Below are 21,850 nucleotides of genomic sequence, written 5' to 3'. Positions count from 1 at the left end.
AATACCAATCCAAATGCACCACACAATGGTCTTTGCCTATCATAGATAAATACTCAGAGTTAAGTGATAAACGAGCCTTCTTAGTTCTTAGTTCTTAGTTCTTAGTAGAAAGGATGGCGGCTTCGGAGTGAACTTTTAGTTTAACTGAGGGGACATCATGAATATAATTTAAGATCAATAATTAGAGTAGCTATTAGTCTATAGAGTTCGTATCTAGTTACTCAAGATGAGTGAAAGAGGTGAAAGTAATTTTCGTCACCACCTATTGACTCAGAGCTATGAATAACTGCTAACTTGCACTTATATTGATTATTTATAATTATGCGTAAGCCAGTGGTCACTTTAATTTCAATAATTAGGTGAATATATACTTGTTCATTTATCTCAAACAATAAAAAAGGCTCCCTACTAGGAGCCCTTCTCTTTTATATCAATCAGTATTTACGAACTATTCGACTACTTTTTATTTACGGCTTTGACAAACACTTCTTGTGCACCTTCAATACCAAGTGCTTTTGCTTCATCTAATAAGCTTAGAGCTTTTGGAATATTGTCTGCGTCGACTGCCGTTTGAATCGCGTTGTGGTAGTAAGTTTGCGTTTCTGGTTGAACCGTTTCAACCTTGGCTGCTGCCGCTGGATTAGCATTAGAGTCACTGCTAGAACCAATTGAGAAGAAGCTCGCTTTATCGATTGTAACTTCTATCTTACCCACGTTCGCATTTGGAATCGGGATATCTTTCACTTCAGGTAAATAATTACCACGGCCTTCCGCATCTAAGCGAGCCGGATGAATCACATCGGTAAAACCATCCAAATCGTTTTGATCTGTATAGATTACTAAGTAAACCGATTCAGCCGTTGTTGGCGGGTAAAAATCATTTTCAGCAACCAAACGGTTCCCCAAGTGTAATCTTGGTTTTGCGTACTCAAAGCTCTCTTTTCCATAATGCTCTAACTCACGACCGTTCTTGTCATAGATGACAGCATTAGGAACAAATGCGGTGTCACCAATTATACTAGTGATGTTAATAGAGTACTCACCGCGATTTGCAGGCAGTTCAATCGCGACTACAGGGCTGTTTATTCCTTGATAGTTTAATACTTGGCTATCGGGTGTCACATCGAAAATAGCTGAACTTGGCAGCTTCATCGGAGCAAATTGAAGACCAGCAATAGAGTTAACTTGTTCAGCTTGTGCCACTTGCACTTGCTCGACAACTTGCGCAGATTGACAACCGGCCAACGCAACACAGCCACTCAACATTAGAGCTTTAAAATACATAACCCTTCCTTCTTGTTATTTTTTTAAGAAATTTACTCACTTTAATTACCACAAAGAGAACTATTCACCTAGGTGAACGATCAACTTAATCGTACATTCCTTAAAAAAATAGCCGACGCGAGCCGGCTATGAATTAGGACAGTTTAGGATTTTTTACACTAAGTGTTTACCACCAAGCTTCAACTTGGATACCAACAACGAAATCGTTGTCTGCACCTTGACCAGTCACAACACCGTTTGCATCTTTAACCTCACCGAATGAATCACCTTCTAGATCCATCAAGTAGCTACCGTATACACGGATTTCAGGACGAGCCCAGAAGCTATCACCCATTGCCCATGCTTGAGCAACAGTAAATTTAGCGCCACCAAAGTCAACGTCATCTACTTCACCAGCGTTATAGCCCGCTTCGAAGATAGTACGCATTGTGTCGTTCCACTTATACATTGGACGAGCCACGATAGAGTATTGGCTTGAATCATGCTTATCAACACCTAAGTCAGAACCTGCTAGGTATGCAAGTTGGTGACCCATTTCCCAAGATTCGCCTAGATTCATTACACCCCAGTTCAGAATACGGTAACCAAAACCATCATCTTGCTCACCAGAGCGATCATAGTACGCACCTGAACCCCAGAAGTTAGCCATTTGAACACCGTAACCAGCAGTACCTAGCTGAACAACAGTTTGGTTAAAGCCATTGCTCATATTTTGATGGATAATACCTGTAGCTAGAAGGCCATCATCGCCATCGTATTTACCATTCTTGTTTTCAGTACCGAAGTTGTAAACAACACCAAGCTCTAAACTAGCATCTTCCCATAGACCGATATTAGCCAAGCGAGCATCAGCCATGTATCCAGCGCCATTCTCATCTTCGCCGTCTTGGATAATCGCTAAAGAAAGTTTTTGGTTACCAACCGAGATATTTTCAATACCGCCACCAGTACCTGATGTATTTAGGAAGTAGAAGTCAGTGATGTGGATATCTTTACGTTGGTAGTATGTTTTACCAGCCCAAAGCGTCGCTTCTTCATCAAAAGATAGAACGCCTTTTGCTTTAACAGCGAACTGAGCGACGTTAAAGTCGCCGTCTTCCCAACCATTTGCGCCATCAGCACCAGAAGCAATCATCGACTCAACTCGCCAAGTTTGCTCACCAGTTTTTAGTTCTTCAGCTAAGCCAAACTCAGAATAGTTGTCGCTTTCATTACCTAGACGGCCAATACCGTTCTTCATGAATGCAACATCACCACCATCATTACCACTAATACCTGTACCAGCACGCATGTAACCATTAAAATCCACAGCGAACGCAGAGCCAGCAGCTAATGTAGTTGCCACTGCAGCAGCAATTAAACTTACTTTTTTCATTCTTAACTCCATTAAGGACGATTTATTTTAGGTTTTTATATTTTTGCTCTCTTGCGGCAACCAAAGGCAGTAATGGCGGACGTAAGATAGAGAGGTTTAGGGTTTCCCCTGATTCGTTTCAACGGGGTTTATATTAAGAGGGGATGACAAGTTTGGCTTCCTCCACCCTTAACTAAATTAAGGGGGATGAGAAGGGAGTAGAAAACATACAGAACGGTGTTTTAAAGAGGTAGATCACTTAATTTAGGAGGAGTAGACAGCACACAGATCTAATTATTCACCTTAAGTGAGATCTACTTCAAATATATAATTTGAACTTCATCGATGAATTATTTTTATAACCGTAATTATTTTATGAAGTTTCTTGACCTTACTGAGACAAAGCTTTTTACTTATAGTTCACTGATGTTGATCAACGAACAAGAAATCAATCAATGACTAGAACGCTCGCTCGCCCATATCCGCTAGGCGCAACGCTAGGTAACACTGGCTGCAACTTCTCTATTTATTCTCCTGAATGTGGATCCATCTCGCTCGCGCTTTTTGACGAGAACGATGAATTCACCACTTATAAATTGGAATATGAATACGCTGATATTCAATATGTATTTATTGACGGGATCAAAGCGGGACAAAAATATGGTTTCGTCGCTGAAACTGAAGATGGCCCTATCCTACTTTCAGACCCGTACGCCAAAGCAATCAGCGAACCCCTTCATTACGCAACGCCCTATACCAATGAGAAAAGCTTTGCGATGGCGAAATGCGTTGTTGTCGATGACACCTTCGATTGGCAAGGCGTAGAAAAACCTCGTATTGCACGCGAAGAGACCATTCTTTTTGAAACTCATGTAAAAGGCCTATCTCAACTTCACCCAGAAGTAGAAGCCAACACCAAAGGTCGTTATTTGGGGTTAATTAGCCCTGAAATGCTTGCGTTCTACAAGCAGCAAAACATCAACTCGCTACAACTTTTACCTATTGCGGCGTGTATGCATGAACCACACCTATTAGATATGGATAAGGTGAACTATTGGGGTTACAACCCTTATTTGTTTATGGTGCCAGACCCTCGCTACGCAGAAAAAGACGCAGTCTCTGAACTTAAGACTACGATTCGTGAGCTGCACCGAAATGGCATCGAAGTTATTCTAGACGTTGTATACAACCACACGGCTGAAGGCGGTGAAGGCGGTGCCACTTTCAACTTAAAAGCGCTAGATAGCCGCTACTACATCAAACATGGCTGCCATTATGCGAACTTCACTGGTTGTGGCAATACAGTTGACCTCACTCACCAACCAGCCTTGAACTTAGTGATGGATACGCTTCGTTACTGGGTTAATGAATTCCAAGTCGACGGCTTCCGTTTTGATTTGGCAGCAACACTAGGACGCGAAGGTGACAACTACAACCCTGAGGCTGCTTTCTTCAAAGCTGTCGCTCAAGATCCGTTACTCAAAGAAACCAAATTAATCGCAGAACCATGGGATATCGGCCCCAATGGCTACCAAGTTGGTAATTTCCCGATGGGTTGGAATGAGTGCAACGACAAGCTCAGAGACATCACACGCAGCTTCTGGCGGGGTGACCAAGGTTACTTAAAAGAGTTTGCAACGCGCTTGATGGGGTCGCGTGACATCTACAGTGCAGCGCATTGGCCACACAGATTAACGGTCAACTACATCACTTACCATGATGGCTTCACCATGCAAGATCTTGTCTCTTACAAGCATAAGCACAATGAAGAAAATGGTGAGAATAACCGTGATGGACACGGTGACAATCGCTCTGAAAACTATGGTGTAGAGGGTGAAACCGAAAACCTCTTAGTCATTGCGACGCGTGAAAAGCAGAAACGAAACTTCATGGCGAGCTTGCTGTTTGCCTTTGGGATTCCGCATATTTTAACAGCGGACGTGTTATCTCATACTCAAAAGGGTAACAACAACGCCTACTGTCAAGACGGTGTGACAAGTTGGCTAAATTGGGAAGACTCGGAGCGCAAGACATACTTCAAGACTTGGCTATCGGAAATGATCTCCGCTCGTCAACAATACATGGTGCCATTTATTAAGGCATTCAGTGGCGATAAACGTAACTCTAACCGTATCTTCTGGAGCCGTGTTGATGGCACTTTAATGGGACATGATGATTGGAACCGTTTAAGCTCAGTGGCATTGCATCTAGGTATTGGTAAAGATGGAGACGAATTGATTTATCTAATCAACCAAACCAATGCTCCAGCTCGTTTTTCATTACCTAACGACCGTAAACAAAGCTGGGCCACTATCTGTGATACCAACTTACGAAACGTAAAACCAGGTCATGCAGAAGGTGAAATGCTACTCTCTCCAACTTCAATGGCTATTTTGCACTATTCGCCAAACAAGACGAATCCAGCTTAGTAAAATATCGAAAACCTAAAAAGCCAGTCATATTGATCACTGGCTTTTTTAGGTTGAATATCACAAAACCCTTTTATTTATATGGAATCATTTGCATTGATGTGATTTTGAAAACTGTTTAGTATGACCGTACTATAAAAATGAATCTATAACGTCTTTGGATATCATGGCTTTACCTAAAACACTTATTCGGCTTTTCAAACCATACATACTCTTGTTAACTGGAGGCATGTTTTACCTTGCAGTCATTCAATTGGAAAAAGTTGAGAAAACTGCAGCTAATCAATCATCATCAAATATTCGAATTGCCAACTCCATCATTCGCTCCAACATCGAAGCGGTGTTTGGCAAGCTCTACCTCCTAGAAGCCAGCTTAACCTTACCTAAAGTTACTAGCATTGATTACAAAAAATTTCGAGAACTCAGTGACAATATTCTAAAAAGCACGCCAAATTTCTCCGATATCATTCGATATCGACCTCAATCTCAGCGTTATATTTCCGCTCGAGGCCTTCCTCTTTCGAATGAACGAATCGCAGCGATACAGTGGCGTTCAATAGACAGTGTCGTTGAGGAATTTTACCTCTCTTCGGTTTATCAAAAGGCTGATGGTCGTTGGGTTTTCGCTGTCAAACACACAGCGGAAAGATTGAACGAAGAAATATGGATTGAATTTGACCTATTACACACCACACAAGAGTTGAGTGATCTTAAAACACTAAACAACGGCTATGTATTCATTGTCGATCGAGCAACTGAAAGATTGGTATTCCATCCCAATCCTAAACGCATAGGCTCCAAGTCTATCAGCTACCATGCGGGCATAAGCCACCAACTTTCACAAGGTGAAACCAACGGTCAGAGTGAATACTACTATCAAGACAGCTTCAAGATATCGGAATTTGATGCGAACAACCGCTTAAATTGGGTGTTCATTGCGAGCACTGATCGCCGCGATACTCTCACCAGCTCTCATCAGTTTACGCTGACAGGCATCGTACTTGGCTCACTGCTTCTATTATGGATTGGAGCCCACTATCTCACTTATCAACTAAACATTTCACTTTCACGACTCAACAAGGTTGATGAGCTAGCGAGCTTCAAGCGTGAGCTAAAGTCCATATTTGATAGCTTTACGCACCACAAAGGCATCCAATTCTGTCTGTATCAGCCTGAAAATCAATCATTCAGTACCATCGACTATCACGGAAACAAATCAACAGTACATTGTGATGATTCCCTCGCCGAGCGTTTTTCGCCAGACACCATAGCTTACAGATCTGGAAAATACGCCGATCCATTGGCGTGTAAACTAAAAATACACCAACGCCATTACTGCATTCCTTTGTACTCTCGTAAACAATTGATCGCGGTGATCTACGTAAACGTTAACTTACCAATCAGCCAGAGCATTCTGAGAATGATCAGAGATTACGCTGAGGTCTCGTTATCTAACTTGCTACTTCAGCATCAACTGAACAGCAAAGACTTGATGACACAGCTAGACAACAGAAGCAGTTTCAACATTGCGATCGAGAGTTACGCAAACGAGCCCGGTACCTATGTTGCTCTGCTTGATATCGACAACTTTGACCACGTAAACCGAGCTTACGGTGAAGCGGTTGGCGACAAGATGATCAAGCTGACGGCAGAAGCAATACACTCTTATTTTCCTATGCCAAAAGGGCTTTGTCTTGCTCGTATAGGAGGGAAAGAATTCGCCATATTGTTCCAAGCTAATGACGCCAAGGACGCTAAACTCCAGTTAGAACAATGTCGAATTGGCGTCGCAGAGAAAGCCATTGTGACACCAGACATCACATTATTACTAGGAGTCAGCATCGGATTCTCACAGATAGAAGGAGAACGAGATTCGGCTTTGGCACTTGCGGAACAAGCGAAGATTATTGCGAAACAGCTTGGTAAGAATCGAGTGGAAGGCCATATCAAGGCTGTCGCCAAAGCCTCATAGGTATACGCTAACGCACTCGTATCGAACCGATTCATACGATACTGACAACACCAAAGCACCTAGGATTCATCCCCTAGGTGCTTTCGTTTTTGTATAAAGTCATTACAATGCGCCTTCGCCACGACAATACCCTATTCCTAACGACACGAACCTTATGAAGCTCAGCAACCGACTACAAACTCTCCGCTCTCTTGTCAGTAATGACTACCAACACATTTGGGATTGTTGCTGTGATCATGGCTTCTTGGGTGTTCAATTGTTGTCGGATAACAAAGCCCCTCAGATTCACTTTGTCGATATTGTCCCGTCTCTGATGAGTGAGCTGGAAGGTAAACTTACGCGTTACTTTCCTCAAGATAACAACGTTGAGCAACACAAGCAGAGTCAATGGAAAATCTATTGTTTAGATGTCGCAGCTATACCACTGGATAAGCACACTGGCAGACATTTGGTCATCATAGCGGGTGTGGGTGGCGATCTGACTCAGAAATTAGTCGATGATATTCACCGTCAACACCCAGACAAAGCGATCGACTTCTTGCTGTGCCCTGTGCATCAACAATTTGAGCTAAGAAGCCATTTAAAAACACTCAAGTTCAGTTTGATTGACGAAGTATTAATTGAAGAGAACCGCCGTTACTACGAGATTTTATTGGTCAGCAATAACCAAGGTGAAGCTGAAAATAACCGAGCAGTGAGCGAAATATCAAACGTGGGTGACAAGATCTGGACACCCAGTTGTGAAACTCAGGTGAAAGTATCTCAGCAATATAAAGCCAAAACATTGCAGCACTACCTACGCATCCATCAAGGCCAAGAGAAGCAAGGTAAGCCTAGCCAAGTGAAGCACATCATCGATGCTTACCATGCGATTTAACTGTAGTAAGCACTAACTTTATCGCTTACCTCTGATAGAGCCTGATCAATAAAAAAGCCGATAGTTCAATGAACGATCGGCTTTTTTGATGCTATCGATTTGGTTTGAGCTTACTGCTCTTATTGCTTATAAACCGCATCAGGTCCATCCACCGTTTCAACCTCACGGGACATATCACCCTCATAAATTGTATCAAGATAGGCGTCTTTCTCTTTCCACGCGTTGTTCAACCAACTGTGAAAGCGACGTTTAAACGCTTTATCTTCAAAGTAATTACCGTTTACGTTCTCATCCATTGGGTGCAGTTTAATACGCACTACCACCTTGGTCATTTTGCCTTTCAGCATATCTTCAAACGGAGAGATTTGGTTTTCTGGGTAAGCCAACGTGACATCCACGATACCATCTAAGATTGGGCCCATTGCCGAAAGAGCAAACGCCACACCACCGGTTTTCGGTTTGAGTAGGTGTCGGTACGGTGTTTTCGCTGTCGCCAATTTATCTTGGTTAGCACGCGTCCCTTCCACAAAGTTAACCAATGTTGTAGGCGCTAGCTTGAACTTAGTACATGCCTTGTTAATCGCATCGAAATCATCATTACGACGCTCAGGGTTACGCAGCAAAAACTCGCGTGAGTGACGTCGCATGAATGGCATATCCAAGCCCCAGCAGGCCAAACCGACAAATGGCACGTACAGAAGTTCATGCTTAAGGAAAAACTTCGTCATCGGCATTTTGTCTTTCAAGATAGAAGACAAAATTACAATGTCCGCCCAGCTAAGATGATTCGACATCATCAAGTACCACTGCTTGGTCGAAATATCTTCCCCACCTTCCACTTGCCACTCGATGTCATTATTCACGTTCAGCATCCAAAGGTTGAGCGAAGCCCAGCACCAAAATGTAAAATTCGCTAAACGAGTACATGACTTTTGAACAAAAGAGATTGGAAGAATCAGTTTAATGAGGCCAAAGAAACTCACAGTAAACGCAGTCATTGCGGTATTAATGGTCACGAACAATACGTTCAAGACCATACGAAGATTATCAAGCATAAAACACAGCTATATTGAGATCGAAAGCCGCCATTATACGCATCTGCAAATTATTCTCTGTAGTTATTAATGCAAACTTCAGGGGTCAAACCACTCCACAAGCTTGGTAAGAGATCACTTTAAATCCGCGTTAACAACCTATCAAAAGACCATTTCGAGTCATATAGACTAACCCAATCATCAGTCTTTGTGACATGAATAAAATTAACATCAATCACCAACCTACAATTGATAAGCATTCTCACTATGGCATGACACATGCAACGCCAAAAAGTAAGATAGTTGAGTATCCTTAATGAGGTAGCTTATCTAAATAAAGGTGATGATATGACAGATATTCCCCATGGTTTGGTAACTGGTAAAGTCTTACACAAGACAGAATGGACAGATCAACTGTTCTCACTCCAAGTCAGTGCTCCCGTCTCACCCTATCAGGCGGGCCAATTCACGAAGCTTGGCTTACTTAACAGTGAAGGTGAGTTCGTCAGACGTGCGTACTCAATGGTGAATGCGCCAGAGCATGAGCAAGGGTACCAACATCTTGAGTTTTTAATTATTAAGGATCAGAGCGGTCTGCTCTCTCCTCAGCTTCACGAATTGAAGGTCGGCGATGACATCTTTGTCGGCAAAGACCCAAGCGGTTTTATGACATTAGATGAGATCCCAGAGATCGCCGACGATCTATGGATGCTTTCAACCGGAACTGCAGTGGGCCCATTTATTTCAATGCTTGAAAGCATGCAAATACAGCAACAGCATGGATCTAATTCAAAAAAAGCTACCTCGTTCAAAAACCTGATACTGGTTCACGCGGTAAGAACAAAACAAGACCTAACTTACCAAGATCGTATCGCTCAACTCGTTAATCACTTTCAGGGGAAACTAAAATATGTGCCAATTATTTCTAGAGAATCAGTCACCGGGACTTTGCGCGGACGAATACCAAGCTTGTTACTTAGAGGCGACCTTGAGCAAACCGCGTCTGTCGCTTTCAATCAAACCCATAGCTTCTTCTACCTTTGTGGCAATCCGCAAATGGTTCGCGACACAAGTGAAGCGTTAATCAGCTTAGGGTTCGATAAGCACTTACGCAGAAAGCCCGGCCAATTCAGTAGTGAGAACTACTGGTAAACATTGGGCCTCCACCAGTTACATAAAAGCACAAAAACATAAAAGCGCAGAAGCACAAGCTTCAAAGGACAGTTAGAACTAGAGAAGAGGTTCAACCCGCGAAAGTAAGATTCATTCATATTGATGAACTTATGAGCAAGCGACTTCGTAATGTGATTTTCGATGTTCAGAAGTGATGATAAAAGCCAAATAACCATAGTAGTTACAATAACTAATGTTGATAGACAAGGTTATAAAACTCTAGCACACTGAACAGAGTTGTTAGCTTTAACCCCACATCAAATCAAAATAGTTGGGGTATTCATTTTTTAGGTAAGAGAGGAAGCCATGCTTAACATTGCTTTTTTTAGCTCAAAGTCATACGACGAAAAATCATTCAATCTTGCGAAAGGTGAACTCAACGCTGAGTTTCATTTCCATGATTTTCGCCTCACATCAACCACAGCGAAAATGGCGCACGACAACGAGGTCGTTTGTGCATTTGTAAACGACGACCTATCGCGAGACGTGTTAAAGGTTCTTGCACAAGGCGGGACTAGGCTGATTGCGATGCGCTGTGCGGGCTTTGATAAAGTCGACCTAGACGCGGCCAAAGAGTTTGGTCTACAAGTGGTTCGCGTTCCTGCTTATTCACCAGAATCGGTAGCAGAACACACGGTTGGCATGATGATGTGCTTGAACCGTAAACTACACAAGGCATACCAACGTACTCGTGATGCGAACTTCTCTCTTGAGGGTTTGGTTGGCTTCAACTTCCACGGTAAAACGGTCGGAGTAATTGGTTCGGGTAAGATTGGCCTGGCGACCATGCGAATTCTGAAAGGTTTAGGCATGAACATTCTATGCTACGACCCATATCCAAACCCGTTAGCTGTTGAGTTAGGCGCTAAATACGTTGAACTCGACGAGCTTTACCAAGAGTCTGATGTGATTTCTCTACACTGCCCTATGAGCAAAGAGAATTACCATCTATTAGACGCGACTGCATTTGAGAAGATGAAAGATGGCGTGATGATCGTCAACACCAGTCGTGGTGAGTTACTTGATTCAACAGCCGCAATTGAAGCGCTCAAACAGAGCAAGATTGGTGCGCTTGGCCTAGATGTGTACGACAACGAGAAAGAGCTGTTCTTCCAAGACAAGTCTAACGATGTGATTGTCGATGACGTGTTCCGTCGCCTGTCTGCTTGTCATAACGTGCTGTTCACCGGTCACCAAGCCTTCTTGACTAAAGATGCTCTGTTCAACATTGCTAATACAACGCTAACCAGCGTCGATGCTTTCTTTGTAGGCAACACCAGTGGCAACGAACTGGTTTAATAACAGATTGGTTTAATAACAGACCGAGTTAAAACAGACTCGTTTCTAAAATATGAAGCCACGCTAATTCTTGATGAACAGCGTGGCTTTTTGGTTGATACCATTATCAGGAACAGAACTAGACACAAAAGTGACAATCCTCGGTATCCAAACCATAAATGCCTTTGCGAATCGCCAGATGCTCTGCGCCAGCCTTTATGCCCATCTCATAACCTGCATTCAAAATGGTTTGATCCATCGTTAAACGCTTAACTGCGAACGCTTCAGGCGGCGCAATCACCTTAATGATCGCATCCTTTGGTGGATGACGAATAAAGTCGAGGGACTGATTATAATTCTCGGCACGAACCGCCATCGACTCAGCGATGTTTGGGTATTTCTTCAGCATCTTTTTCAGCATCCACTGGTATTTCTGCGGCTTCATTCTGTAGCTTAATGGGTGAGACAGAATCACGGTAATATCACGAGCACCACGACGATAGGCTTCACGAACTGGAATCGAATCGGCGACCCCACCATCGGTATAGCAACCACCTGAGAAACAAGGTGTTTCACGGTAAGCAATTGGTAATGCGGTTGTCGCTTCAACCACATTTGAGAGGTTTTCTGGCTTAATGTGGTAGTAATCTGCACTGCCCGTATCAACATTAGTCACAGCGGCAATCAATGGGATACTTGAAAACATCTCACCACAATCAAGTGGATAGCGTTGGTTTGATTCATTCCATAACCACTTCACGTCCACCAGGTTGCCACCTTTGGCAAAGCGAGCGGGGTTGAAGAAGGTTTTGTCGGTCGCCATCGTGGTGATCACGTTATAGCTGCGTTTTGGTGCTTGAGATAAGTAACCAACCAGATTGGACACACCCGCAGATACGCCAATGGCAAAATCATAAGGACGGAAATCGTCTTGCATAAAGGCGTCCAACACTCCCGCAGCGAAGATGCCTCTCATAGCCCCACCTTCAACGATTAATGCGCTTTTACTCATCTCAAACTCCACTATTTTATAAACTGATGACGGTAGGATAATCCTGTCCATCTTATAAAGATAATGGGATAAATTTATCAATTCGATAGGTAAAAACTATCAATATAAATAGTTCGATTTTTCAACATTCTAGGGGGCTTGATGAACAGCGAGATCAAAAAAGGCCATTGAGTGAGCCACTCAACAGCCTTTCATTTAACTAATCAAACTTATTGATTATGACTTAAATTCACTGACATCGATTTCAAGCAATTTACCAATCCCCTCACCGTATGCAGGGTCGGCTTTGTAACAGTGTCTTAGGTGGCGTAGTTGAATCTCTTTCGGCACACCGCCTAGGTTACGAGCTGTATTATCAAACAGAATCGCTTGTTTTTCTGGGGTCATTAGACGGAACAAGTCACCCGGTTGCGAGAAGTAATCTTCATCTTCGCGGTGATCCCAGTGCGCTGCTGCTCCATCAAGGTTCAGTGCTGGCTCAGCGAAATCAGGTTGCTCTGCCCATTGGCCTTCGTTATTTGGCTCATAACCTAGTGTGCTACCAAAGTTACCATCAACACGCATTGCACCATCACGGTGGTAGCTGTGTACTGGGCAGCGAGGTGCGTTCACTGGAATATGCTGATGGTTAACACCCAAACGATAACGCTGCGCATCACCGTAAGCGAACAAACGACCTTGTAGCATCTTGTCTGGTGAGAAGCTAATACCCGGAACCACGTTTGCAGGGTTGAATGCAGACTGTTCTACTTCAGCGAAGAAGTTTTGCGGGTTACGGTTCAATTCAAACTCACCCACTTCAATTAATGGGTAATCTGCGTGTGGCCAGATTTTAGTAAGGTCGAACGGGTTGTAAGGCACTTTCGCCGCATCCGCTTCTGGCATCACTTGTACTTTCAGCGTCCATTTAGGGAAGTCTTGATTATCGATGCTGTCTAGCAAATCACGTTGGTGGCTTTCGCGATCGTCACCGATCACTTGTGCCGCTTCTGCATCAGACAGGTTTTTAATACCTTGCTGAGATTTGAAGTGGAATTTCACCCAAAAACGCTCGTTGTCTGCGTTAATAAAGCTGAACGTGTGGCTACCAAAACCATGCATATGACGGTAAGTAGCAGGAATACCACGGTCACTCATTACGATGGTGATTTGGTGTAGAGCTTCCGGCAGAGAAGTCCAGAAATCCCAGTTGTTCTTCGCGCTGCGCATGTTGGTGCGCGGGTCACGTTTAACCGCGTGGTTTAAGTCTGGGAACTTAAGAGGATCACGAAGAAAGAATACTGGCGTGTTGTTACCCACCATATCCCAGTTGCCTTCTTCAGTATAAAACTTCAATGCAAAGCCGCGGATATCACGCTCAGCATCAGCGGCACCACGCTCACCCGCAACTGTTGTAAAACGTGCAAACAGGTCGGTCTGTTTACCTATTTCAGAAAACAGTTTTGCCTTGGTGTATTTGGTAATGTCGTGCGTAACAGTAAATGTACCGTAAGCGCCTGAACCTTTCGCGTGCATACGACGCTCAGGAATCACTTCACGATCAAAGTGAGCCAATTTCTCCAAAAACCAAACATCTTGAAGAAGTTGTGGACCACGTTTACCCGCAGTTTGAACATTCTGGTTATGAGCAACGGGGCAGCCTGCCGCTGTAGTTAGTTTTTTACTCATGATCTATTCCTTAGAGTTAAAGATGCAATCGTCTTACCACATCTTAGATTTGAGTGGGTTTCCCAATTAAAAACCACTAAATTACTATCAAAAAAGAATAGACCTGAGTTGGAATAAAATATAATCGTTTATATATATCGCTACTATTTATAAAACCTATCGAACTAAAACATTAAGTAAGAGCTTGTTTAACATGCATTTATTCAATAATCTCCTGGCCTAATTTTAATGTTGCAGCAATATTTCTCGCGGTTCGTGTTAGGTTAATATCCGCTTCTTGCAATACCTGATTGAGAGGTTGAGGGGAACGTACTGTGCCGAACAGGCTGCTCATTTCACCGTAAAGTGCTTCAACTTCGGAGCCTAAAGATCCAGCAATCCCTATGGTTGGAATGCCTTGTAAGCTCGCACGTTTAGCAATGCCATAAGGTGTTTTTCCTTGCAGAGTTTGATTGTCCATCTGCCCTTCACCGGTAATCACAAGGTCGGCACCTTTCAACACATCATCGGCTTGCAAAACGTCCAGTACCATCTCGATACCGGGCTTCATCTGCATATCAAATAACAAACCAAGCCCCATAGGCGCACCACCAGCTGCACCATAACCTGTGCGCTTGTTAACGGGTTCATCGCCACCAACACAACCTTTCGATTCAGCAATTTGTGCAAAATTCGCTATCGCTGTATCAAGCAGTAAGACTTGGTCAGGCGTCGCTCCTTTTTGTGGGCCGAAGATATAGCTAGCCCCATTCTCACCACACAGTGGATTATCAACATCGCATGCCACAATCAACTCGACATCAGCGCAGCGCGAATCTAGGCCTGTAAGATCTATTGATGCTAGCTTTGAGAGTGCAACACCACCTCGGTTAAGTTCATGTCCTTTACCATCTAACAAACGACCACCTAGAGCTTGAACAATACCCGCACCACCATCATTAGTCGCACTGCCACCCAATCCAAGAATAATCATTTGAGCGTCCTGCTCTATCGCTTCTAAAATCAATTGCCCAGTGCCGAATGAAGAGGCTAGCAAAGGATCACGCTGATCTGGAGTCAGTAAATCCAAGCCAGATGCGGCAGCAATCTCAATGAGTGCGGTTTTATTGGGGTTGCTATCTGAAGCTTCAAGCATCGCCCATTCGGCATTAATCTGCTCACCCAATGGCCCCTCCACTTGATGCGTTCGTTTTTGCCCCGCCAAACCTTGCAGCAATACATCTACCGTACCTTCACCACCATCAGCCAAAGGTAAGGTCACATAATCAGCGTCTGGGAAGATTTCACGAAAGCCTTTTTCAATACACGCCGCCACCGATACCGCCGATAAAGATTCTTTAAACGAGTCTGGTGCAATAACAATTTTCATATTGATAAATCCAAAGGAATAGTAATTTTGACAATTCGCCGATCCAAAAATGCCCCAATGTCAGATTAGCAAGCCAATCAAGCAATAGGGGCAGTATATAGGCAAAAGAAGATTAGTTAGCAGTTGCTGGCTTTACTTGTGATTTCTCTTTTGATTTTAGCCATACAAATACAGCACCTAGAACCGCGATTGGGATAAGTGGGTCAATCAACGTACCACCTTTACCAAAGATAAGGTTCAAGATCATAATGATACTTGCACCGATTGCCCATGCGACGGTTGAAGATACAGACCAGATCTTAATTTGGTCAGCAAGTTCAGTAATACCTAAAGTACGGTTAATAATATGGAAGTAAGAGTCATTTAAGTGTGAGAAACCGACAGGGCCAACAGCACAAGCAAGCGCAACAAATACGGGGTCTAGGCCTAGAGTTTCAACCAATGGCAACGTCATAGTTGCTGCAACCATCATAGAAGCTGTTGCTGACCCTTGGATTAAACGAAGCATAGATGCAATCGCCAATGGCACAAGTAGTGGTGGGATACCGCTGCTTGCAATCGCTTCAGCCACTTGGGGGCCAGCGCCAGAAGCTTTAAGTACTGCACCCATTGCGCCACCACAGCCAGTTACCACAAGAATTAGACCTGTAGTAGACAGAGCATCATCCATAGAGCTAACCATGTCTTTACGCTCGATATGACGAGTAAGACCGTATAGCGCCATAAGAACACCGATACCAACGGCAACCACAGGGTTACCAATCAACGAAATAACGCTGTGTAGTGCAGTGTCACCTTGGCCAACAAGCGTGTTGATTAGGATGAATGCGATTGGCAGCAGAATTGGACCGAATGATAAAAAGTTACTTGGTAGCTCTCTGTCATCTGTTTCTTTTACTTTTTCAAGGTTTGCCCAATCAGCTTGGTTGGTAATCCATGCTTCACCGTTTGGTACGCGGTAGTACTCGTTACTTACTCGGCGAATGTAAATCATCGAAAGTAGCATCATAGGGATCGAAACCATCAAGCCCCACATCATGTACTCACCTAGATCAACGCCTAGAATACCCGCAACAGCAACTGGCCCCGGTGTTGGCGGAACAAGTGCGTGGGTGATCAGTAGGCCAAGTGCCAGTGTCACCCCTAAACCTACCGCTGACTTACCTGTATCACGTGAAATTGCGCGAACAAGCGAGTGTAAAATGATGTACGCAGAGTCACAGAATACTGGGATAGCAACAAGTACACCAGTCAAACCAAGTGCCAAGTCTTCACGACCTTTACCACATAGCTTTACAAACGTTTTTGCCATTCTTACAGCAGCGCCAGAACGCTCAAAACATGCGCCCATGATTACGCCAAACGCGATAATTAACCCAATACCACCAAGCACGCCACCAAAGCCCGCTTTGATTGCATTAATAAGTTCTGTGGGTACCATCCCAGCAAACAGACCCATGATGATACTTGCGATAATCATCGCAAGCGCCACTGGAATTCTTGTTTTTATAATCATGCCCATCATGGCTAAAATGCCAATCACGATGCCTATCAGTGCTCCATCCATTGTGTATTCCTTTTTATGTCTATTTTTGTTGTGTAGGGGTTGCATACAAGAGACATGGGTGCGCCTCCTGCTGTACTTTCTATACAGCGGCTTATTATTCGGGCTGCTTTATTGTGTTATTACGTACTAAAGAATCAGTGCTAAAAGCTTATGCTTACTAACTGTTGCTATAAATAGGGCTTTAACCATCCCAAACCTTCTTCAGTCGAGGCTCTCGGGTTGTATTCACAGCCAATCCAGCCTTGGTAGCCTGAGTCATCCAAAACATCAAATAGATGTGAATAACTCAACTCACCTTCAGAAGGCTCATGCCTTTCAGGTACCGATGCGATTTGAATATGGCCAGTATAAGCAGCAACGTCACGAATCAATGTACTCAGATCACCATCCATGATCTGCGCGTGGTAAAGGTCTAGCTGCAGCTTTACGTTTGGACGCGCTACCAACTTAATGAGCTCAACAGCATTGCGTTGATGCGCCACAAAATAGTTAGGAACGTCACGGCTGTTAAGAGGTTCAATCATCAATTCGATACCATGCTCGGCAAATTTATCTGCGGCAAATCGAATGTTTGAAATGAAGGTTTCTACATGCTGCTGTCGAGTAAAGTTGTCATTCATCAAACCCGACATTGCATGAACTTTCTTGCAGTTCAGCACTTTAGCGTACATAAGTGCTGTATCAACGCTGGCTTTAAACTCATTTTCACGGCCAGGAATAGCAGCGAAGCCTCGTTCACCTGCGTCCCAATCACCAGGAGGCATATTGAACAGCGCCTGTTCAAAACCAAATTTCTGCATTTTGTCTGCAAGCTCTTCGGCCTCAAATGCATAAGGGAATAGGTATTCAACTGCTTTGAAGCCCGCTTGGTGTGCCTTCTCAAAACGTTCTAGAAATGGTACTTCTGTGAATAACATCGTTAAGTTTGCTGCGAACTTAGCCATTATTTGCCTCTCCCTTTTAAATCCATCACTTCTTCGTCCGTTAGGTAACGGATATCATTCCCTTTCAATAAGAATGCTAATTTGGCGGTCTCTTCTAGCTCTTCAGCGTTATCAACGGCATCAACAAAGTCAGTGCCTGTTACTACCGGGCCGTGATTCGCCAACAAAAATGCTCGATAGTCTCCCGCTCGCTTTGCCAATTCTTCAGCGATTTGTGGGTCACCAGGCCGTAAGTAAGGAATCACTGGTAACTCACCAATTCGCATCACGAAATACGGTGTGAAAGCCTTAATCGCGTTGTTACGATCCAACCCTTCAAGACACGACAGTGCGGTAAGATAGGTAGAGTGCAGATGAACAATCGCATTGCATACAGGATTGTTACGGTAAATAGCTAAGTGGAATTCGACCTCTTTCGAAGGCTTTTTACCTGAAATATGGTTACCATCGATATCAACAACCGACAATTCCTCAGCCACAAGACGACCAAATGAAGAGCCTGTTGGTGTTGCTAGAAAATGCCCATTTGGCAATTTTATAGATAGGTTACCAGCGCCACCTGTCGCGTAACCTCGTTCGAACATTGAACGAGCGAGCGTGACCATTTGTTCACGCAACTGCTGCTCGCTCAAAAGTGGCTGTACATTCATTAAATTATTACCCATCGAATCACCACCTATAGAAAAAATGACTGTGCTTTAGCAAAGAAGTTTTCGTCACCAAAATTGCCTGACTTAAGAGCCAGACAAAGTTCACCTTCAACCGATTTCACCCAAGGAACACCCGGTGTAATTTGAGGACCGATATGGAAACCTTTTACCCCTAAGCTTTGAGTTACGACACCAGAGGTTTCACCACCAGCAACGATGAAGTTTTTCACGCCATGTTGTTTTAGTTTGATAGCGAGTTGACTAAAAAACTGTTCAACGGCGTAGCTTGAAGTGTGTGCGCCGTATTTTTCTTGAATTGCTTTAAGTTCGGCAGCATCTGCGGTTGCATAAACCAAAGGAGCAAATTCACCTTGGTTATTGGTCATCACCCAATCGAACACTTCATTGGCGTATTGATCATTGGTTAAGCAAGCCTTCACATCGATAACAAAATGAGGAGCAAGCTGCTTGTATACCGCAACTTGTTGGTTAGTCATCACTGAACAAGAACCAGAGAACACAACGGTTGGTGCTTTTACTGGGCTACCTGCATGTTTTGCATCACTTTGGTCAGCAAGATGTTCTGTCCAATTTTTAGCGATACCAGCAGCTAAGCCTGAGCCACCTGTGATTAGTTTCAGAGATTTAGCTGCTTGACCTAACGTCACCAAGTGCTCGGCATTAAATGCGTCTACCACAGCGTAGCGACTACCTTGAGCTTTGAGTTCGTTAAAACGAGCGGTAACCGCATCAGAGCCCTGTTCAATCGTTTGAAAGTTAACTAAACCGGAAACACCTTCTGATTGTGCGTCCATCATTCGAACCACACTTGAATCCGTCATTGGTGTAACAGGGTGATTACGCATACCTGAATCACTGAGCAACTCACCAAAAACAAACAAGTGACCGTTGTAAACCGTGCGACCATTTACTGGTAATGCAGGGCAAACCATAGTGAAAGATTCTCCAAGTTCAGCCAAAAGTGCATCTGTTACGGGACCGATGTTGCCCTCAGCAGTACTGTCGAACGTTGAGCAGTATTTAAAATAAAACTGTTGGCAACCTTGAGATTGAAGCCATTTAAGCGCAGCAACAGAATCAGTTACCGCTTCGTCAACTGGGCAAGAGCGAGATTTAAGGCTGATCACCACAGCATCTGCTGATGCGTCAAACTCTCCTGTAGGAATGCCATTTAATTGAACAGTGCGCATACCGTTTTCAACCAAGAAACCTGCAATGTCTGTTGCACCAGTGAAGTCGTCTGCAATTACACCTAATAACATGATTACTTCTCCACCTTTGACGTACTTACACCAGGAAGATCAATACCTTGGAAGACTTTAATCACAGCGCTGTCGTCTTCTTGACCAAAGCCTGCATTGCTCGCGCTAACGAACATATTTAGTGCAGCACTTGATAGTGGAAGTGGGAAATTCAGGTCTTGAGCGGTATCTGATACCAAGTTCAAATCCTTCACAAAGATATCAACCATAGATTTTGGAGAGTAATCACCATCGACTACGTGCTTCATGCGGTTCTCGAACATCCAAGAGTTGCCTGCTGCATTCGTCACAACGTCGTACATCAAATCAAGCGGAATGTTGGCGCGTGCGGCGAGTGCCATCGCTTCAGCGCCCGCAGCAATATGAACACCTGCTAGTAACTGGTGGATAATCTTAACGGTCGCACCAAGGCCAATGTCCTCACCGATGTTGTAGACTTTCGCGGCAGTTGCATCAAGTACCGGAGCCAGTGCTTCAAATGTAGTCGCCGCACCTGAAGCCATAATCGTCATTTCGCCTGCTTCTGCTTTTACTGCACCGCCGGACACTGGCGCATCCAGCATCACAAGCTCATATTCAGCAAGCTGATCTTCGATTTGTTTCGCGTCTTCTGCTGAGATCGTAGCCGAGACCATAACTGGCGTGTTAGGTCTTAGTGCCGCCGCAAGACCAGTCTTAAACAGTACCGTGTTAACTTGAGCAGCATTCACAACTAATACCAAAACAGAATCAAGTTTGTCTGCAAACTCGACAGCATTCGTCGATACCGCTTTTGCACCAAACGAACCCAGCTCTTCTAATGCTTGTGCATTTAGGTCAAAACCATAGACATCAAGGCCAGCACGCGCACATGATTTCGCTGCGCCCATTCCCATTGAACCTAAACCGATCACTCCGACAGATTGAACTTCACTCATAATATCAATGCCTTCTTGGTAATTTCGTAAACTTTAAGCTTGTTAATTCTTGTTTATGTTTGTGATTATATGTGAAGTAGATACCAACGACTTAGTGATAAGTCACATTTTTAACAAAACTTAACACAATCACTCAATTTAGCCCTTTAGAGGCAGCAAAAATTCACGTAAAAGGCGGATATCATACTTTAAAGCCCAAACAGGGAACATAAGTTCACAGATCTTCACAAATAAGGTAAAGGTTGTTAGGATGATGAAAAACAAGAACATAGAAGAAAACCATGATTCCAGCAGAGCGTCAGAGAACCATTTTGTCACTGTTATCACACCAAGAAGTGATTAGTATTTCTGAGTTAGTAGAACAGCTCGACGTGTCACACATGACCATTCGTCGAGACATAGTAAAGCTGGAAGCTTCTGGAAAAGTCGTTTCAGTATCTGGAGGGGTCCAATTAGCTCAAGCCTTGCATCGCGAGCTGTCTCATGATGCTAAAGTAGAACAACAAGCAAACGAAAAGGTCCAAATCGGTAAGCTTGCTGCCCAACTTATCGAAAAAGATGCCACTGTCTATTTAGATGCAGGAACGACCTCATTGGAAATCGCCCATCAGTTAACAACACGTGAAGATCTGTTAATCATCACCAATGACTTCTCAATCGCGGCTTATTTAATGAACCACTCACCATGCGAGATTTATCATACGGGTGGTAAAGTCGATCGAGAGAACCAATCGAGTGTTGGTGGGAAAGTCGCTGAGTTCTTGGCAGGGATGAATATTGATATTGCGTTTATTTCCTCTTCTTCTTGGAGTTTAAAAGGCTTATCGACACCAAACGAAAATAAAGTGTTGGTTAAAAAGGCCATTGTAAAAGCAGCACAAGCCAACTACCTAATATCTGACTCTACTAAGTATGGTCGAATTGCAACCTTTCACGCCTTAGACCTGGATACACTTGATGGTGTCATTACTGACAAAAACTTATCCATTAGTGTTATTGAAGAACTTGAAGAAAAAGGCATTCAAGCTATCTGTTAATG

Annotated in this window: 17 protein-coding genes; 6 read left to right on the top strand and 11 right to left on the bottom strand. The window is 43.7% G+C overall.

The genetic code is table 11. From position 1 onward, the window contains the following. Positions 1 to 456: 456 nt before the first annotated feature. Positions 457 to 1,284, bottom strand: a complete 828-nt coding sequence (locus ACED48_RS01350) for a MalM family protein (RefSeq protein WP_017057852.1) — start codon at positions 1,282 to 1,284, stop codon at positions 457 to 459. A gap of 166 nt (positions 1,285 to 1,450) precedes the next feature. Continuing rightward, positions 1,451 to 2,659: a maltoporin LamB gene (gene lamB / locus ACED48_RS01345; RefSeq protein WP_017057851.1), complete on the bottom strand. Its 1,209-nt coding sequence runs from the start codon at positions 2,657 to 2,659 to the stop codon at positions 1,451 to 1,453. A gap of 434 nt (positions 2,660 to 3,093) precedes the next feature. Between lamB and glgX the strand changes: the two genes are divergently transcribed. The 3 genes from glgX (at position 3,094) to ACED48_RS01330 (ending at position 7,916) form a co-directional block, all read left to right on the top strand. Continuing rightward, positions 3,094 to 5,067, top strand: a complete 1,974-nt coding sequence (gene glgX, locus ACED48_RS01340) for a glycogen debranching protein GlgX (RefSeq protein WP_017057849.1) — start codon at positions 3,094 to 3,096, stop codon at positions 5,065 to 5,067. A 229-nt stretch (positions 5,068 to 5,296) separates the two neighbouring features. Then, positions 5,297 to 7,039: a diguanylate cyclase domain-containing protein gene (locus ACED48_RS01335; protein WP_017057848.1), complete on the top strand. Its 1,743-nt coding sequence runs from the start codon at positions 5,297 to 5,299 to the stop codon at positions 7,037 to 7,039. 154 nt (positions 7,040 to 7,193) lie between these two features. Then, positions 7,194 to 7,916 carry a tRNA (adenine(22)-N(1))-methyltransferase TrmK gene (locus ACED48_RS01330; protein ID WP_017057847.1) on the top strand — a complete coding sequence of 241 codons (723 nt, stop codon included), beginning with the start codon at positions 7,194 to 7,196 and terminating at the stop codon, positions 7,914 to 7,916. 119 nt (positions 7,917 to 8,035) lie between these two features. Here ACED48_RS01330 and ACED48_RS01325 read toward each other — a convergent pair whose 3' ends face one another. Next, complete coding sequence (locus tag ACED48_RS01325; protein ID WP_017057846.1) at positions 8,036 to 8,971, bottom strand: acyltransferase; 936 nt, start codon at positions 8,969 to 8,971, stop codon at positions 8,036 to 8,038. A 327-nt stretch (positions 8,972 to 9,298) separates the two neighbouring features. Between ACED48_RS01325 and ACED48_RS01320 the strand changes: the two genes are divergently transcribed. Both ACED48_RS01320 and ACED48_RS01315 read left to right on the top strand, forming a co-directional pair. Further along, positions 9,299 to 10,102 carry a ferredoxin--NADP reductase gene (locus ACED48_RS01320; protein ID WP_017057845.1) on the top strand — a complete coding sequence of 268 codons (804 nt, stop codon included), beginning with the start codon at positions 9,299 to 9,301 and terminating at the stop codon, positions 10,100 to 10,102. A gap of 327 nt (positions 10,103 to 10,429) precedes the next feature. Beyond that, complete coding sequence (locus ACED48_RS01315) at positions 10,430 to 11,422, top strand: 2-hydroxyacid dehydrogenase (protein ID WP_017057844.1); 993 nt, start codon at positions 10,430 to 10,432, stop codon at positions 11,420 to 11,422. Between the two features lie 118 nt (positions 11,423 to 11,540). Here ACED48_RS01315 and ACED48_RS01310 read toward each other — a convergent pair whose 3' ends face one another. The 8 genes from ACED48_RS01310 to ltnD all read right to left on the bottom strand — a co-directional run bounded on the left by ACED48_RS01310 (position 11,541) and on the right by ltnD (position 20,811). After that, complete coding sequence (locus tag ACED48_RS01310; protein ID WP_017057843.1) at positions 11,541 to 12,413, bottom strand: patatin family protein; 873 nt, start codon at positions 12,411 to 12,413, stop codon at positions 11,541 to 11,543. A gap of 216 nt (positions 12,414 to 12,629) precedes the next feature. Further along, entirely contained in the window at positions 12,630 to 14,081 is a 1,452-nt protein-coding gene (locus ACED48_RS01305) for a catalase (RefSeq protein ID WP_017057842.1), read from the bottom strand. A 199-nt stretch (positions 14,082 to 14,280) separates the two neighbouring features. Beyond that, positions 14,281 to 15,450, bottom strand: coding sequence for a glycerate kinase (locus tag ACED48_RS01300; protein ID WP_017057841.1), 1,170 nt, complete (start codon positions 15,448 to 15,450; stop codon positions 14,281 to 14,283). A 112-nt stretch (positions 15,451 to 15,562) separates the two neighbouring features. Continuing rightward, positions 15,563 to 17,017 carry a GntP family permease gene (locus ACED48_RS01295; RefSeq protein ID WP_017057840.1) on the bottom strand — a complete coding sequence of 485 codons (1,455 nt, stop codon included), beginning with the start codon at positions 17,015 to 17,017 and terminating at the stop codon, positions 15,563 to 15,565. Between the two features lie 167 nt (positions 17,018 to 17,184). Then, a complete protein-coding gene (gene otnI / locus ACED48_RS01290) occupies positions 17,185 to 17,961 on the bottom strand; it encodes a 2-oxo-tetronate isomerase (protein ID WP_017057839.1) in 777 nt (258 codons plus the stop codon). Further along, positions 17,961 to 18,626, bottom strand: coding sequence for an aldolase (locus ACED48_RS01285; protein WP_017057838.1), 666 nt, complete (start codon positions 18,624 to 18,626; stop codon positions 17,961 to 17,963). The genes otnI and ACED48_RS01285 overlap by 1 nt, the downstream gene beginning before the upstream one ends. An 11-nt stretch (positions 18,627 to 18,637) precedes the next feature. Continuing rightward, entirely contained in the window at positions 18,638 to 19,894 is a 1,257-nt protein-coding gene (otnK, locus tag ACED48_RS01280) for a 3-oxo-tetronate kinase (protein WP_017057837.1), read from the bottom strand. A 2-nt stretch (positions 19,895 to 19,896) separates the two neighbouring features. After that, a complete protein-coding gene (ltnD, locus tag ACED48_RS01275; RefSeq protein ID WP_017057836.1) occupies positions 19,897 to 20,811 on the bottom strand; it encodes an L-threonate dehydrogenase in 915 nt (304 codons plus the stop codon). A 281-nt stretch (positions 20,812 to 21,092) separates the two neighbouring features. Here ltnD and ACED48_RS01270 point away from each other — a divergent pair, with 281 nt between their 5' ends. Next, positions 21,093 to 21,848, top strand: coding sequence for a DeoR/GlpR family DNA-binding transcription regulator (locus ACED48_RS01270; protein ID WP_017057835.1), 756 nt, complete (start codon positions 21,093 to 21,095; stop codon positions 21,846 to 21,848). Positions 21,849 to 21,850: the final 2 nt, after the last annotated feature.

Origin of the sequence: Vibrio sp. 5S239 (assembly GCF_041439575.1) — a bacterium.
GTDB classification, from domain to species: Bacteria; Pseudomonadota; Gammaproteobacteria; order Enterobacterales; family Vibrionaceae; genus Vibrio; species Vibrio kanaloae.
Note: the sequence above shows the minus strand (reverse complement) of the source record. Positions and strands in the feature narration are given on the sequence as shown.

Coding starts and splice junctions, on each gene's coding strand:
- ACED48_RS01350 (WP_017057852.1), bottom strand. CDS start 1,284: ATGTATTTTAAAGCTCTAATGTTGAGTGGCTGTGTTGCGTTGGCCGGT.
- lamB (WP_017057851.1), bottom strand. CDS start 2,659: ATGAAAAAAGTAAGTTTAATTGCTGCTGCAGTGGCAACTACATTAGCT.
- glgX (WP_017057849.1), top strand. CDS start 3,094: ATGACTAGAACGCTCGCTCGCCCATATCCGCTAGGCGCAACGCTAGGT.
- ACED48_RS01335 (WP_017057848.1), top strand. CDS start 5,297: ATGTTTTACCTTGCAGTCATTCAATTGGAAAAAGTTGAGAAAACTGCA.
- ACED48_RS01330 (WP_017057847.1), top strand. CDS start 7,194: ATGAAGCTCAGCAACCGACTACAAACTCTCCGCTCTCTTGTCAGTAAT.
- ACED48_RS01325 (WP_017057846.1), bottom strand. CDS start 8,971: ATGCTTGATAATCTTCGTATGGTCTTGAACGTATTGTTCGTGACCATT.
- ACED48_RS01320 (WP_017057845.1), top strand. CDS start 9,299: ATGACAGATATTCCCCATGGTTTGGTAACTGGTAAAGTCTTACACAAG.
- ACED48_RS01315 (WP_017057844.1), top strand. CDS start 10,430: ATGCTTAACATTGCTTTTTTTAGCTCAAAGTCATACGACGAAAAATCA.
- ACED48_RS01310 (WP_017057843.1), bottom strand. CDS start 12,413: ATGAGTAAAAGCGCATTAATCGTTGAAGGTGGGGCTATGAGAGGCATC.
- ACED48_RS01305 (WP_017057842.1), bottom strand. CDS start 14,081: ATGAGTAAAAAACTAACTACAGCGGCAGGCTGCCCCGTTGCTCATAAC.
- ACED48_RS01300 (WP_017057841.1), bottom strand. CDS start 15,450: ATGAAAATTGTTATTGCACCAGACTCGTTTAAAGAATCTTTATCGGCG.
- ACED48_RS01295 (WP_017057840.1), bottom strand. CDS start 17,017: ATGGATGGAGCACTGATAGGCATCGTGATTGGCATTTTAGCCATGATG.
- otnI (WP_017057839.1), bottom strand. CDS start 17,961: ATGGCTAAGTTCGCAGCAAACTTAACGATGTTATTCACAGAAGTACCA.
- ACED48_RS01285 (WP_017057838.1), bottom strand. CDS start 18,626: ATGGGTAATAATTTAATGAATGTACAGCCACTTTTGAGCGAGCAGCAG.
- otnK (WP_017057837.1), bottom strand. CDS start 19,894: ATGTTATTAGGTGTAATTGCAGACGACTTCACTGGTGCAACAGACATT.
- ltnD (WP_017057836.1), bottom strand. CDS start 20,811: ATGAGTGAAGTTCAATCTGTCGGAGTGATCGGTTTAGGTTCAATGGGA.
- ACED48_RS01270 (WP_017057835.1), top strand. CDS start 21,093: ATGATTCCAGCAGAGCGTCAGAGAACCATTTTGTCACTGTTATCACAC.